The organism is Nitrosomonas sp. GH22 (genome assembly GCF_009833115.1).
Taxonomy (GTDB): Bacteria; Pseudomonadota; Gammaproteobacteria; order Burkholderiales; family Nitrosomonadaceae; genus Nitrosomonas; species Nitrosomonas eutropha.
The window spans coordinates 15,896-30,286 of record NZ_QRCA01000047.1; the positions used below are offsets into that span (position 1 = coordinate 15,896).

General features: G+C 44.9%; 14 protein-coding genes, 1 tRNA gene and 1 pseudogene. 13 read left to right on the top strand and 3 right to left on the bottom strand.

Features of this window, described 5'->3' with window-relative positions; translation table 11 throughout:
- Positions 1 to 12: 12 nt before the first annotated feature.
- Genes lptF through ABF86_RS11600 form a run of 6 tightly spaced genes read left to right on the top strand, consistent with a single transcriptional unit; the run spans position 13 to position 6,053 of the window.
- Positions 13 to 1,086, top strand: coding sequence for an LPS export ABC transporter permease LptF (gene lptF, locus ABF86_RS11575; protein ID WP_074685318.1), 1,074 nt, complete (start codon positions 13 to 15; stop codon positions 1,084 to 1,086).
- Positions 1,086 to 2,153 (top strand): LPS export ABC transporter permease LptG, encoded by a 1,068-nt coding sequence (lptG, locus tag ABF86_RS11580; RefSeq protein WP_074456298.1) that lies wholly within the window; start codon positions 1,086 to 1,088, stop codon positions 2,151 to 2,153. Before lptF ends, lptG begins: the two co-directional genes overlap by 1 nt.
- A 7-nt stretch (positions 2,154 to 2,160) precedes the next feature.
- Complete coding sequence (locus ABF86_RS11585) at positions 2,161 to 3,378, top strand: CDP-alcohol phosphatidyltransferase family protein (RefSeq protein WP_074685317.1); 1,218 nt, start codon at positions 2,161 to 2,163, stop codon at positions 3,376 to 3,378.
- Between the two features lies 1 nt (position 3,379).
- Positions 3,380 to 4,363 carry a diacylglycerol kinase family protein gene (locus ABF86_RS11590; RefSeq protein ID WP_240142327.1) on the top strand — a complete coding sequence of 328 codons (984 nt, stop codon included), beginning with the start codon at positions 3,380 to 3,382 and terminating at the stop codon, positions 4,361 to 4,363.
- Between the two features lie 13 nt (positions 4,364 to 4,376).
- Positions 4,377 to 5,345: a hypothetical protein gene (locus ABF86_RS11595; RefSeq protein ID WP_011634181.1), complete on the top strand. Its 969-nt coding sequence runs from the start codon at positions 4,377 to 4,379 to the stop codon at positions 5,343 to 5,345.
- Between the two features lie 60 nt (positions 5,346 to 5,405).
- Positions 5,406 to 6,053, top strand: coding sequence for a DUF2959 domain-containing protein (locus tag ABF86_RS11600; protein ID WP_011634182.1), 648 nt, complete (start codon positions 5,406 to 5,408; stop codon positions 6,051 to 6,053).
- Positions 6,054 to 6,063: 10 nt separating this feature from the next.
- Here the strand turns inward: ABF86_RS11600 and ABF86_RS11605 are convergent, their stop codons facing one another.
- On the bottom strand, positions 6,064 to 6,519 hold the full coding sequence (locus ABF86_RS11605) for a DciA family protein (protein WP_240142328.1): 456 nt from the start codon (positions 6,517 to 6,519) through the stop codon (positions 6,064 to 6,066).
- A gap of 492 nt (positions 6,520 to 7,011) precedes the next feature.
- Between ABF86_RS11605 and secA the strand changes: the two genes are divergently transcribed.
- From secA to ABF86_RS11640, 7 genes are all read left to right on the top strand, one after another.
- Positions 7,012 to 9,741: a preprotein translocase subunit SecA gene (gene secA / locus ABF86_RS11610; protein ID WP_011634184.1), complete on the top strand. Its 2,730-nt coding sequence runs from the start codon at positions 7,012 to 7,014 to the stop codon at positions 9,739 to 9,741.
- 179 nt (positions 9,742 to 9,920) lie between these two features.
- Entirely contained in the window at positions 9,921 to 10,526 is a 606-nt protein-coding gene (gene petA / locus ABF86_RS11615) for a ubiquinol-cytochrome c reductase iron-sulfur subunit (protein WP_011634185.1), read from the top strand.
- A 1-nt stretch (position 10,527) separates the two neighbouring features.
- Complete coding sequence (locus tag ABF86_RS11620) at positions 10,528 to 11,775, top strand: cytochrome bc complex cytochrome b subunit (protein ID WP_074456295.1); 1,248 nt, start codon at positions 10,528 to 10,530, stop codon at positions 11,773 to 11,775.
- Positions 11,772 to 12,476, top strand: a complete 705-nt coding sequence (locus ABF86_RS11625) for a cytochrome c1 (protein ID WP_011634187.1) — start codon at positions 11,772 to 11,774, stop codon at positions 12,474 to 12,476. The genes ABF86_RS11620 and ABF86_RS11625 overlap by 4 nt, the downstream gene beginning before the upstream one ends.
- 51 nt (positions 12,477 to 12,527) lie before the next feature.
- A complete protein-coding gene (locus tag ABF86_RS11630; protein WP_074456294.1) occupies positions 12,528 to 13,127 on the top strand; it encodes a glutathione S-transferase N-terminal domain-containing protein in 600 nt (199 codons plus the stop codon).
- On the top strand, positions 13,124 to 13,552 hold the full coding sequence (locus ABF86_RS11635) for a ClpXP protease specificity-enhancing factor (RefSeq protein WP_011634189.1): 429 nt from the start codon (positions 13,124 to 13,126) through the stop codon (positions 13,550 to 13,552). Before ABF86_RS11630 ends, ABF86_RS11635 begins: the two co-directional genes overlap by 4 nt.
- 16 nt (positions 13,553 to 13,568) lie before the next feature.
- Positions 13,569 to 13,644: transfer RNA gene (locus tag ABF86_RS11640), tRNA-Thr, on the top strand.
- 108 nt (positions 13,645 to 13,752) lie between these two features.
- Here ABF86_RS11640 and ABF86_RS11645 read toward each other — a convergent pair.
- Positions 13,753 to 13,920, bottom strand: a pseudogene (locus ABF86_RS11645) (tyrosine-type recombinase/integrase); the annotation flags it as partial.
- A 67-nt stretch (positions 13,921 to 13,987) separates the two neighbouring features.
- Positions 13,988 to 14,391: transposase (locus ABF86_RS11650; protein ID WP_160803621.1), on the bottom strand; the 404-nt coding region annotated here is incomplete at its 5' end.

Consider the following 14,391-nt stretch of genomic DNA (forward strand, 5'->3'; position numbering starts at 1 on the left):
CAGCTGACTTTCATGGGAATTATTGAAAGATATATCTCACGGGAACTATTACTTCCTTTCTTCGTAGTAACTATCATCCTGATCGGGCTTTTCGTAAGTTTCAGCGTTGCGCGTTTTTTAACCGGGGCGGTGGCTGAGACCTTGGGTGCCATAGCCATGTTCAAACTGGTGGGGCTGAAAACTATTATTGCGCTAGAAGTGCTGGTGCCGATTGCTTTTTATGTTGCGGTAATCCATGGTTTAAGCCGGATGAACCGTGATCAGGAAATTAATGTGTTACGTTCTGTCGGTTATGGTGACAACCAGATTATTCGTACTGTTTTCATAATTGCCCTACCCATTGCCGTCCTCAGTGGAGTCCTTTCCATTTATGCTCGCCCGTGGGCGTATGCAGAAAGCTATGTGATGAATGCACAGGCTGAAGCTGAGTTAAATACTGATCGATTTCAGCCAGGAAGATTCTACGGTAGTGAGAAAAGTGGCCGTGTAATCTTTATCCGGGGAAAAGATGATCTTGAAAAACGCATGGAAGGCATTTTTCACTACATCAGAACAGCTGAAAACAGAGAAATTATCGTATCCCGAGAAGGTTACCAGCAGCCCATGACACAGGAGCAATGGCCGTATATTGAATTGCTGGACGGGAAAATCTATCGTCTTGGATATGATGCAGCCAGGGATAGTACTGTTCAGTTTGAAAAGATGATTTACTTTAATGAAAACGATCAAGCTCAAAACTATCGACGCAAGGCTGCATCAACGCAATCATTATGGAATTCCGAGCAACCGCAGGAGATAGCGGAATTACAATGGCGGCTTTCCCGGCCAGCCGCAACCATTTTGCTGGCTTTGATCGCGGTTTCTTTTACCCGGATAGCGCCACGTAAAGATAAAGCTGATAGAACATTTATTGTTGCAGCGCTAGTATTCGCTGTTTATTACAACCTCAGTGGATTAGCGAAAACCTGGGTGGAGCAGGGCGTTGTTGCTGCCGTGCCGGGGATCTGGTGGGTATATGGATTGCTTCTCATGGTTGTTGTATTGCGCCTGCCTGAGCTCAGGTTATTCTTATCTGCAAGAAAATAGTGAAGATCTGTTATCGCTACATCGCCTTGCAGGTTTTGACAGGGATGATTATTGCTACTGTGGTGCTGTTGCCCTTGTTCAGTTTTTTTGATCTGCTTGATCAGCTGGATGATGTGGGGAAAGGAACATATACCACCCGGGATGCTTTCCTGTATACGGCAATGCTGATGCCTCGCAGATTTATCCAGATTGCGCCTTTCATTGCGCTGCTGGGGACAGTAGGTGCGCTAGGCGGGTTAGCGGTCAGCCTTGAATTGGTGGCGATGCGCGTGGCAGGATTTTCTCCTTTGATGATCAGCCTTGCCCCGATTGGAATCGGGGGGGGGCTTATCACCTCAACCATAGCACTTGAGTATTTGGTGGCGCCACAATTTCAACAGCAGGCGATTGTATTGCGTGCGGTGGCGTTGGAGCAAAGTGCGGAATTAGGGAAGGGGCTCGGAATCTGGACACGTAATGAGCAGAATATATTGCGTATTGGTGAAATGCTGCATAAAGGGCGGGCAATAGATATCGAAGTCATGCATTTTGATAAACAGGGATTGATGACTGCCCATATACATGCGCAATATGCAGATATTTTCGACAAAAGTATGTGGAAATTGCATGATGTTACTGTACGTATGTTTGCCCCAGATCGTATCTTTTCCAGGAAAGTACACGCACTTCAGTGGCACTCGTTTCTCGGCCCTGAAGATATCGCGACACTGACAAAACCGCCTGAAAGCCTGACCCCATTGGAGTTGTTGCACCATGCCGAATTCTTAAAGATGACCGGTCAGAAAGCGGATGCCTATGTTATGGCTTTATGGCGCAAGGTCGGTAGTGTAGTGATGACTATTGCAATGATTTTGATAGCAATTCCCTTCATTTTTGGCTCGGTGCGTGAAGGATTGGGAGGAAAACTGGTTCTGGCTTCATTGATGGGGATCAGTATTTATCTGCTCGATCAGATTATCGCTAATATCGGGCTGGTATTTCAGTTGAATCCTATCGTTGTTTCAATTGCACCTGGATCAATTCTGATTGTTATTGCAGCATATTGGCTGTTACGACGAACTTTCTGAGATAAACATGTCTGCAACTTTCTTTGTTCATATTGTCGGCAATAGTAAAACTAATTTGTGGGGGGTGAGTGGGCGCACTCGTCTTGAACGGATGCTGAGCTCAATCGGGACAGCTGCTGTGGTAGAAGATCTTTCACAATTGGCTGGAGCGGATTTCGTGTTGTTGCTGCGGGCTGATTATCTGTTCGATGCCAGAGTGATCAATGCCCTGATGGTATTGGATAAACACACGGTACTTGTTACACCTGTGGATGAAATTCCAGTGGCGATCCGGGCAGACGGAAACGACGCTGGTGTGATGTGTGAAGTATTGAGCGAGAAACGGCCGGTACCCGATGATCTTCCACGCTGCACCTTAAAAGACCTCCCGATTCAGGTACAGCAAAATCTGAAAAAGAAAGATCCACCTTATGTACTGCCGATTCTGCGTTGCAACCAGGCCGCGCTTGAATCCGAGCTTTTTGCCGCCTCCTATAAAGGTGTGACTGATCTGGTCACTAAATGGCTATGGCCTTGGCCAGCGTTTATGACTACACGTCTGTGTGTGCAGCTGGGACTGAAGCCTAATCATGTAACATTACTTAGCCTGGTTCTGGCTGTACTGGCGGGCGTGGCATTCTGGTATGGTGCGTTTGGTGTTGGCCTGATCATGGCATGGTTGATGACTTTTCTGGATACGGTCGATGGCAAACTGGCACGCGTTACGCTGACATCAAGCAAGGTGGGCGATATATTAGATCATGGTTTGGATATTATCCATCCGCCCTTATGGTATCTGGCTTGGGGTGTTGGTCTTATGACTACCACCACACCGCTGACCAATCTCGAATTATTCACCTGGTTAATGTTTATTGGCTATATAGGTGGTCGTCTTTGCGAAGGCGCCTTTCAGTTCTGGCTGGCCTCTTTCGATATTTTCATCTGGCGTAAAGTCGATTCATTTCACCGCCTAATTACCGCACGGCGTAATCCGAACTTGATCTTGTTAACTGCTGGCTGGATAGTTGATAGGCCGGATATTGGATTCATTCTGGTCGTACTGTGGCATTGTCTGTCTACCTTCTTCCTTATTTGCAGGCTGTTTATCGCCTGGCAAAGCCGATCCCGGGACGGTGTACTTTACTCATGGATGGAGGGCATTGATCCCGTTCGTGACAGACGGCAATTTGCAGTCAGAGTATTTACCCGGCCGTCTCTTTCCCAGCGATATGTCAGGCCAACATGAGATGGCCAGTAACTCTGTGGGGGACTTTGTACCTGCCAGGGTAGGTTTGATCTACAACCCGCTGGGAGGCTGGTTTCGTAAACATGCCGCACGGATGCAGAGCCTTCTGGCAACATTGCCGGAAATCAGACAAATTCAGGCAACCAGCCCAGTTGAGTTTGAGCAGGCTGTTATCGCTATAATCGAAGCAAAGATTGAATGGCTGGTTGTTGTGGGGGGAGACGGTACTCTGCAAGGTGTGATCAGTTGCTTGTTTGAACGCTTGTCGCTGGATAGATGGCCGGAAATCACTATTGTACCGGCTGGAACAACCAACATGACTGCATTGGATCTAGGGACGAATGGGCGGGCAGAGCAGATTTTGACCAGAATCAGGCAATATGTGCACCAACCTGGTGAGGTGAAGCGGATAAAGAGGCCAGTATTGCGGATTGAACAGGCCGGTACAAGAAATGTATACGGAATGATATTTGGCCTTGGTTTGATTGCTCGTGGCGTGAAATTCTCGCACAGTCAGATTAAGCACATGGGGATTACTGGCAATATCTTTACAGTGTTGATCGTACTACGTTCGTTGGTGGGCTCCTTTCTGGGACGCCCACAAACTGAGTGGGCCCCGGTGCATATTACTCAAGAAGATAACACGGGTACTTTGAGCGAAAAAGTATATCTGTTTGCGCTCGTCAGCACGCTGGAAAGATTATTGCTCGGCATTCGCCCTTATTGGGGGCAGGAACCTGCGCCGTTACGTACAACATTTGTCGAGCAACACAGTAAGCACTTCTGGCGAAATATCTGGCCGCTGATCGCAGGGCGCGGCCACCACTTGAAAAGAGAGGAAGGCTATATCAGTTATAACGCAGCTTCAGTTGAATTGTGGCTGGATGATGAATATATCGTGGATGGCGAGCTTTATCATGCTTCCAGTCAGTACGGACCAGTAAAAATCACGGCTGATGGCCCGATTCTGTTCCGTGTTTTCTAAAAGAGGGATCTGAATGGGCGATTCCGTTGATTTGCAAAGTATCCCTGACCTCCTGATACAGAAAATAGCGATCCAGGATGCTCAGCCTGTACACCCGTTATTTCAAGGCTTTACTGATGCGTTGAGACAGCGTTTCGGGGAGGCTCTGGATGCAATCGTTCTATACGGCTCATGCCTGCATACTTCTGATCTGACTGAAGGTATTGTCGATTTTTATGTGCTGATCAGTGATTATCAGCTAGCTTATTCCGATCATCTGCTGGCCTATCTGAATGCCTGGTTGCCACCAAATGTCTTTTATCTGGAGATTCCCGCTTCAACCGGTGTCATGCGTGCAAAGTATGCAGTTATATCTACAGCAGATTTTGAACGTGGCGCCCGTCACTGGTTTCATCCCTATATCTGGGCGCGTTTTTCGCAACCGGCCAGATTGCTTTATACACGTGACGACCAGATTCAGAAGCGTATCTACCGTGCGCAGGCGCATGCCATACTTAAATTTATCAGTTCAACGTTGCCTGTACTTGAGTCAGGCTCCAGTAATCTGGAGACAATCTGGACTTCCGGGCTAATGCTGACTTATGCAGCTGAGCTGCGTGCTGAGCGCAAGGGACGCGCTCAACATTTAGTACAGCTTGATCCCGAGTTCTACAACCAATTAACCGTAGCGGCCGTACCTGCCTTGAGTCCATTGCTGAGTTTGCAAACTGATGAGCAGTATCATATTGGAGCGGTAACCTCGCTAAAGAAATTAAGTACACGTATCCAATGGCGATTGCGGCGCTGGCAGGGAAGAGTTTTATCAATACTACGCCTGAGCAAGGCGACGATAACTTTCCGGGATTGTCTGGATTATGCTGCGTGGAAAATTGAGCGGCATACAGGCATCAAGGTGGAGATTACGCCGATGTTAAGGCGCCATCCAATACTCTGGGGCTATAAGGTGATGTGGCAATTACTGCGGCGTGGCGTACTGCGGTGAGATTAATATCTATATTCTGAGTCCTCACCGAGGGTTTACGAGATTTATTGGGGCGCGACAATGAAATATTCAAATCAAATTTTTGTTATGGGTTTTGCAGTTCTTCTAACTGCTTGTTCTACTATGTATTACAGTGGGCTGGAGAAAGTTGGCATCCCGAAACGGGATATATTGGTTTATCGCGTGGAAAAGGCGAGGGACACGCAAGAAGAAACTAGAGAGCAATTCAAATCAGCTTTGGAGCAATTTTCTGTTGCCACGAATTTTAAAGGTGGCGATCTTGAAGGAGTCTATAAAAAGCTGAACCGTGAATACGAAGCAAGCGTGGATAAGGCAAATGAAGTCAGAAGCCGGATAGAGGATATCGAAAGTGTTTCGGCCGCATTGTTCAGGGAGTGGGAACAGGAGATTACACAATACTCAAACTCGACTTTAAAACGAAGCAGCCAGGAAAAGCTCGATACAACGAAGTCATATTACAGACAGCTTGTTGCTGCCATGAAAAATGCTGAATCCAGAATACAACCTGTGTTGACTGTTTTTAATGATCAAGTCATGTATCTTAAACATAACCTAAATGCCCGGGCGATTGCTTCATTGAAAGGAGAATTGAAAACACTGCAATCGAATGTCTCAATTCTGGTTGCCGCGATGGAAAAATCTATAAATGAAGCCAATACTTTTATCAGCAATATGGAGAAGGGTTAAACAGCGATTTTTATTCATGATGGTTGTTTGCCAGCAAGGCTTTGAGGGAAGATTGCAAGGGGGATTCAGCTGGTAATGAACAGGATAGTCTGTCCAGATGCTCAACAGCAGTCTGGCTCAGTAAACGTTTAATTTCATGAGTGTCTTCAGATTCTTGGGAATGCAACTGAGGCTGGATGCGAAACCTGATATCTTCAACCTTGATTCCGGTTTTATTCATTTTTTGTTGAATTGATGGGGCAAAGTTGCGTAGCCGAGTGGCAGAAGCACCGTTATCCACATAAATAACCAAGAGGCCGTCAGCGGTATGCTGCCCTGCCGTACATCGATTTTTGAATTGAGATGGAATAATATCCAGTAGGTGTTTCTGTACCTCTGCCAGATGTCGTGCCTTGATAAATAATTGACCATAATCGGGCGTATTACTCAGAACTGTCAGATAGTTGCTTAGATTAAGGATGGACATGCCATTTTGCTTTGTATACATATTATAAATATTGAAGATTATGCTGGATAATCAGGGTTTGAGACAATATGCTCGGTACCAAAACAGTTATTGTCTTTTCTGCTTATCATTTCGATTATGGTAGTATGGTCGGACTTTATTATCGCAACGATTTGATGTGTCGCTGCGGAATTTATCCTGACATACGATGAATTAGATCAGTTGATGCTCAGCCAGATAAATGATTGCGTAAATAAGAAAAGTGCGGGTCACAGCAAGCACTACTTAACGCACTGAATCCAAATATAATGTGTATCATTTATCCTCGTTACGTATCTGCAACTATTATGCGCTTGCATGCATTTTCTATAACATTATTCTGGTTTGATCATGAATCAGCCAGCAAGCAATTTCAGTACCCCTCTGCTTCCCCCTGCTGTGAAATAGATCATGTTTGATAGTTGATCTGTATTACAGTGCATTTTTACATCAATAGATAAACAACAATTTCCCATGCTGAGTAATTTACTAAAAGGTATTTTTGGTAGTCGTAACGATCGATTGGTAAAGCAATATTCAAGGATCGTCCGCACCATCAATGAGCTGGAAGCTGTCATTTCACCACTGTCGGATGAGGAGCTGCGTGACAAGACGAGCGAGTTCAAGCAACGTATCTCAAATGGCGAAAAACTGGATCAATTGCTGCCAGAAGCGTTTGCCGTAGTCAGGGAGGCGAGTAAACGTGTTCTTGGCATGCGTCATTTCGATGTACAGCTAATCGGCGGAATGGTGCTGCATGAAGGGAAAATCGCCGAGATGCGTACCGGTGAGGGAAAGACATTGATGGCCACCTTACCAATCTATCTTAATGCGCTTTCCGGAAAGGGAGTGCATATTGTTACAGTCAATGATTATCTGGCGAAGCGTGATGCTGAATGGATGGGGCAAATTTATCAGTTCCTCGGATTGAGTGTCGGGGTGGTTTTGTCACAGATGCCTCATGAAGATAAACAAGCTGCTTATGGTGCAGATATAACTTACGGTACGAACAACGAATATGGCTTTGATTACCTGCGTGACAATATGGTGGGGCATAGCGCAGAGCGGGTACAACGCGTGCTTAACTTTGCAATTGTGGACGAGGTTGATTCGATCCTTATTGATGAAGCCCGAACGCCTTTGATCATTTCTGGCATGGCTGAAGGGGATACCGAAGTCTATAAACGCGTTGACGTATTGATTCCCCGGCTTACTCGGCAGAAGGATGAAAATAGTCCGGGTGATTATAGTGTGGATGAAAAAACGCAACAGGTATTACTGAGCGAGGAAGGATTTATACATGCTGAAAAATTACTGGGTGAGGTTGGCTTGCTGCCAGCGGAATCCAGTTTGTATGATCCAGCTAATATTACTTTGATTCACCACCTTAATGCGGGATTGCGTGCGCATGCGTTATACAACCGCGATCAGCATTATGTTGTGCAGAACGATGAGGTGGTTATTGTAGATGAATTTACTGGTCGTTTAATGCCGGGAAGGCGCTGGTCGGAGGGATTGCACCAGGCTGTTGAAGCCAAAGAAAATGTTTCAATTCAGAAAGAAAATCAAACTTTGGCATCTATCACCTTTCAGAACTATTTCAGGATGTATGAAAAACTTGCCGGTATGACCGGTACTGCTGATACGGAGGCATTTGAGTTTCAGCAAATCTATGGATTGGAGACGGTTGTCATTCCAACTCACCGTCCGATCGCACGGGAAGATCGTATGGATCAGGTTTTTCGTACGGCACGAGAAAAATATCAGGCGATTATTGCGGATATCAAAAGCTGTTACGAGCGTGGACAGCCAGTTCTGGTTGGAACTGGCTCAATCGAAAATAATGAATTGCTATCGACCATGCTGACAAAAGAGAAGCTACCTCATCAGGTTCTCAACGCCAAGCAGCATGAACGGGAGGCCGATATCATCGCTCAGGCAGGGCAGTCGAAGATGGTGACCATAGCGACTAATATGGCTGGTCGAGGAACGGATATTGTGCTAGGCGGAAATCTGGAGCAGGTAATCAATCGTATTCGGGTAGATGATGCTCTTGATGATATGACCAAAACAGAAAAAATAAAGGAAACCCGCCAAGCGTGGCAAGTCAGGCATGATGAGGTAATCAAGCTGGGAGGATTGCATATCATTGGCACTGAACGGCATGAATCACGCCGGATTGATAATCAGCTGCGTGGACGTTCCGGCCGGCAGGGTGATCCGGGCTCCAGCCGTTTTTATCTTTCCCTAGAAGATCCACTGTTACGTATTTTTTCTTCCGACCGGGTAGCGAATATTATGACGCGCCTTAAAATGCCAGAGGGAGAGGCAATCGAACATCCATGGGTGACGCGTGCAATAGAAAATGCTCAGAGAAAAGTCGAAGCCAGAAATTTTGATATTCGCAAGCAATTACTGGAATACGATGATGTGGCCAATGATCAGCGCAAGGTTATTTATCAGCAGCGCAACGAGTTGCTGGATGCCGAGCAAGGTATTTCAGAAACCGTTAGTGCTATTCGTGAGAGTGTGATAAACCAACTAATTGGTCTTTATATTCCTGCACAAAGTATAGAAGAACAATGGGATGTTCCTGGGTTAGAGAAAGCTTTGGCCAGTGAATTTCTCTTGCGAATTCCCGTGCAGGAATGGTTGGAAGCTGATAGTGAACTGCATGAAGAAAATCTGCGTAGCCGTATCATGGAATCTGTGAACACCAGCTATCAGGGTAAAGTCGAACAAGTGGGTGCATCAATCATGAATCAATATGAGCGTATGGTGATGTTGCACAGTATAGATTCACATTGGCGTGAGCATTTGGCTGCGCTGGATCATTTGAGACAAGGGATTCATTTGCGCGGCTATGCTCAACAAAATCCTAAGCAGGAATATAAAAGGGAAGCTTTTGAGCTGTTTGCGGGGATGCTCGACGCGATTAAAGCTGATGTAACAAAAATTCTTATGACCGTACAAATCCGTAGTGAGCAGCAGGTTGAATCAGTAGCAGAAACCTCAACCCCGAAAAATTTGCAATATCATCACGCTGCTTATAGTGAGGCGGAAGAGGAGCATCAATCAGTCACGGAGGGTCATGAAGCCAAGCAACAACCATTTGTACGTAAAAGTGACAAGATTGGACGGAATGATCCATGTCCTTGTGGATCAGGCAGGAAATATAAGCAATGTCATGGTAAATTAGATTAAGGCCCATATCAATTAGTCGATAGTAATCAATCTATCTTGGCGAGTATAGTCTATGCTAAAATAATCGCGCTTTTTAGGAGGGTGCCAGGGTGCCATTTTAGAAATTCATGTGCTTCAAGGTGCCGGAATTAAGTGTGTTATTGATTAGCTGGTAATTAATGAAATGGAATTGTTAGAAAATGACAGACAGTGGTGATAACGGAAAGATGAGCGGGCGACGCCGCTTTTTACTGGTGGCCACTTCGGTTGCTGGGGTGGTTGCTGGCGCGGGTGTGGCGACACCTTTTTTGCGTAGTATGATGCCTAGCGAACGAGCTAAAGCTGCAGGGGCACCGGTTGAAGTGGATATCAGTAAGCTGGAACCAGGTATGCTGCTGACAGCTGAATGGCGAGGAAAGCCTGTTTGGGTACTGAAGCGTACTTCTGAAATGTTGGATGATCTAAAGAAATTAAATGACCAGCTGGCTGACCCGAACTCTGAGCGAGATCAACAGCCTCCTTACGCGCAAAACCCGACAAGATCAATCAAACCCCAGATACTGGTTGTGCTGGGAGTTTGTACGCATCTTGGATGTTCCCCAGTATATCGGAAGGATATAGCGCCTGCTGATCTAGGTGAAGACTGGCTAGGGGGGTTCTTTTGCCCTTGTCATGGATCCAAGTTTGACTTGGCTGGACGTGTCTACAAAAACGTACCGGCTCCTACCAATCTGGTAGTACCTCCTTATACCTATTTAAGTGATAACCAACTTTTGGTTGGTTCTGACAGTAAAGAGTCCGCCTAAAATGAATAAACAGCAAAATTCAATGATAAAATGGATAGACGAGCGTTTTCCATTGACTTCTACTTGGAAAGCGCATCTATCTGAATATTATGCTCCCAAGAATTTCAATTTTTGGTATTACTTTGGATCGTTAGCGTTATTGGTGCTGGTTAATCAGCTGCTGACAGGTATTTTTCTGACCATGAGTTATAAACCAGATGCCGGAATGGCCTTCGCGTCGGTTGAATATATCATGCGAGATGTGGATTTTGGCTGGTTGATCAGATATATGCATTCAACTGGTGCTTCCATGTTTTTTGTGGTGGTTTATCTGCACATGTTTCGCGGAATGATGTACGGATCTTACCGAAAGCCGCGTGAATTGCTGTGGTTGATAGGTATGGCCATATTTTTTGTTCTGATGAGCCTGGCCTTTACAGGATATATTTTGCCATGGGGGCAAATGTCCTATTGGGGAGCTCAGGTTATCGTCAGTATGTTCGGAGCAATACCACTTATAGGCGATACCTTGTCAAACTGGATTCTCGGTGACTTCATGCTGTCGGATGCAGCTTTAAACCGGTTTTTTGCTTATCACGTGGTAACACTTCCTATTTTGATTGTAGTGCTGGTGTTTGTACATATCATTGCTTTGCACGAAACGGGATCCAATAATCCTGATGGTATAGAAATCAAGGCTAACAAAGATCCACAAACCGGGATCCCGGTCGATGGCATACCGTTTCATCCTTATTACACGGTCAAGGATATCTTTGGAGCAGTGGGATTTTTGATTGTGTTCTGTGGGATTATTTTCTTTGCACCAGAGATGGGTGGATATTTTCTGGAAGATAATAATTTTATACCAGCCAATCCTTTACATACCCCGGATCATATTGCTCCAGTATGGTATTTCACTCCATATTACTCCATGTTGCGTGCAGTGACAGTGAACTTTTTGGGTGTGGATGCCAAATTATGGGGTGTGATTTTAATGGCGGCGGCTGTAGTTATCTTTTGTTTCCTGCCTTGGCTGGACCGCAGTCCAGTTAAATCAATCCGCTATAAAGGACCCTATTTTAAAATTGCGTTGACTCTTTTTGTGATCAGCTTTTTTGTTCTCGGGTGGTTGGGGACTAAATCGGTAACACCTTTGTATACTTTACTGGCACAAATCTTTACTACGATTTATTTTGCTTTCTTTCTGCTGATGCCGTGGTATAGCAAAATAGATAAAGTTAAACCTGAACCAGAGAACGTAACAAAATGAGAATGATAAAAATTTTATTACTGGCTGTATTACTAACTCCTTTTGTCGCACATTCTTCCGGGCAGGAAGTTGAGTTAGACAAAGCTCCTATAGATAGGACTGATAAGGAATCGCTGAAACGTGGTGCCAATAGTTTCGTTGAATACTGTCTCACATGTCATGGCGCTGATTTTATGCGCTATAACCGACATCGTGATATCGGAATGAGTGAGGATGATATTCGTACGGAACTTATTCATACCGGACAAAAGACTGGCGATCTTATGGAAGCAGCTATGAGAAAGAAAGAGGCTGAGCAATGGTTCGGTGTGGCTCCTCCAGATTTATCTGTTATCGCTCGATCCCGTGGAGCAGATTGGTTGTATACCTATTTACGTACTTTTTATCAGGATACGTCCACTTATAGTGGTTGGAATAACTTGACTTTTGACAAAGTTGCAATGCCTCACGTTCTGCATCATTTACAAGGATGGCAGACATTGGAACCGGGAACCAAAAATTTGGTTTTAACAAAATCCGGGACGATGACAAAAGGGGAATACGATAAATTTGTAGCTGATTTAGTAAATTATATGGTTTATTTAGGTGAGCCACATGCATCTTATCGTAAAGAACTTGGAGTCATCGTATTACTGTTTCTGTTTGGTATGCTTGGGCTAACCTATCTGCTTAAGAAAGAATACTGGAGAGATATACATTGAAGATTCTTCAGAATTATCTTCTGTAAATTAATTACTTGTTATACAGAAGCTATGATGACATTATATTCAACAGCAACTTGTCCTTTCAGCCATCGTTGTCGAATTGTATTGCATGAAAAGGATATGGATTTTCAGGTTATCGATGTTGATCCTAATAATATACCTGAGGATATCGCTGTAATTAGTTCACACGGAAAAGTGCCAATCCTGGTTGAAAGAGATCTTATATTGTATGAAGCAAACATCATCAATGAATATATCGATGATCGTTTTCCTCATCCGCAATTAATGCCTGCGGAACCAGTGATGCGTGCTCGCGCGAGATTACTATTACACCGATTTGAGAAGGAGCTTTTCAGCCATGTTGAGTCTCTGGAGCAGGGCAATCCAAAAGCAGCAGACAAAATTCGCATAGAAATTGCGAATGGATTGGCAATGATTGCCCCTATCTTCGACAAACAGAGATATATGCTGGGAGATGAATATACCATGCTGGATGTGGCAATTGCTCCGTTATTGTGGAGGCTTGATCACTATGGGATCAAGCTACCAAAGCAGGCTGCTGCGTTGCTAAAGTATGCTGAAAGGCTTTTTAGCAGACCGCTATTTATTGATGCATTGACTCCAGCTGAAAAATTGATGCGTAAATGAATAATGTCTCTTCAATCAAACCTTATTTAATACGTGCTGTCCATGAGTGGTGTATTAATAATGGATATTGCCCTTATATCTCAGCATTAGAAGATGGATGTTCTGGTATTCCGGCTGAGTTATTTAAGAATAAAGAAATTATACTTAATATAAGCAGCCAGTCAGTGAATGACTTACAGATTGATAATGAAATAATTCAATTTATAACTCGGTTCAATGGAGTACCAAAAAAAATCAGGATTATGATTGCAGCTGTATCTGCAATATTTGCGCGAGAATCAGGGCAAGGACTTACCTTTATTCCGGAGATTAATACGGGATGGACCGAGGGGAGTTACATAGATGATTCTATTTTACAGAAAGACCAAGCTTTATCCGTTGAAGGTAAACAACGAGATAAAGCGTTTTTAAAAATTGTAAAATAGTTTTATTTTTTTATTTGCCGGCATAGCTCAGTTGGTAGAGCAGCTGATTTGTAATCAGAAGGTCGCGAGTTCGATTCTTGCTGTCGGCACCATTAAATCAATAGGGTAGGTGAGTTTTCTAATCTGCTGATTTTTCCGGTCAAATTTGTGTCAGGAAGCAGCAGAACATCTACCACTTCTGCATGTTTTCTGAATTACTCGGGAGCGAGATGAGCATAACACTTCGCCATCTCGGTTGATTCCCAAGCTCCCATCTCCTGGATCACATTCAAAGGCGCACCTCTTCGAGCTAACCAACTTGCCCAGGTGTGTCGCTCATGCCAGCGGAAATTTTCGATACCGGCACGCATCAATGCCTTCCGCCATGCTTTGGTATTGGCTTATGTAATTGGCTGTCCGTTGTATGTAAAGACATTTTACTAGAGTATTTTTGGTTTACTTGTTTACATATCCACATGAAGCGAAGTAGTTGGCACACTCCTCCGGAGTGAACAGATCCAACACTTTGCCGATCTGTGCCCATAAGGCATCCATGGTTCGTTTGGCGGCTTTGCGTAATAGGGCTTTGAGTTTGGAGAACATTTTCTCGATTGGATTCAGATCAGGCGAATACGGCGGTAAGTAGAGCAGCGTGGCACCTGCCGCTTCAATGGCTGCGCGGACGCCTGGAACCTTGTGACAAGACAGGTTGTCGGCCACCACAATGTCACCTGGCTGCAGCGTGGGGCACAGACAGGTTTGCATATAGGCGAGAACCGTGGCCCCGTTCATTGGTCCGTCCACGACCAACGGACCGGTGATCACATCCTCACGCAATCCGGCCAGGAAGGTGGTGCACT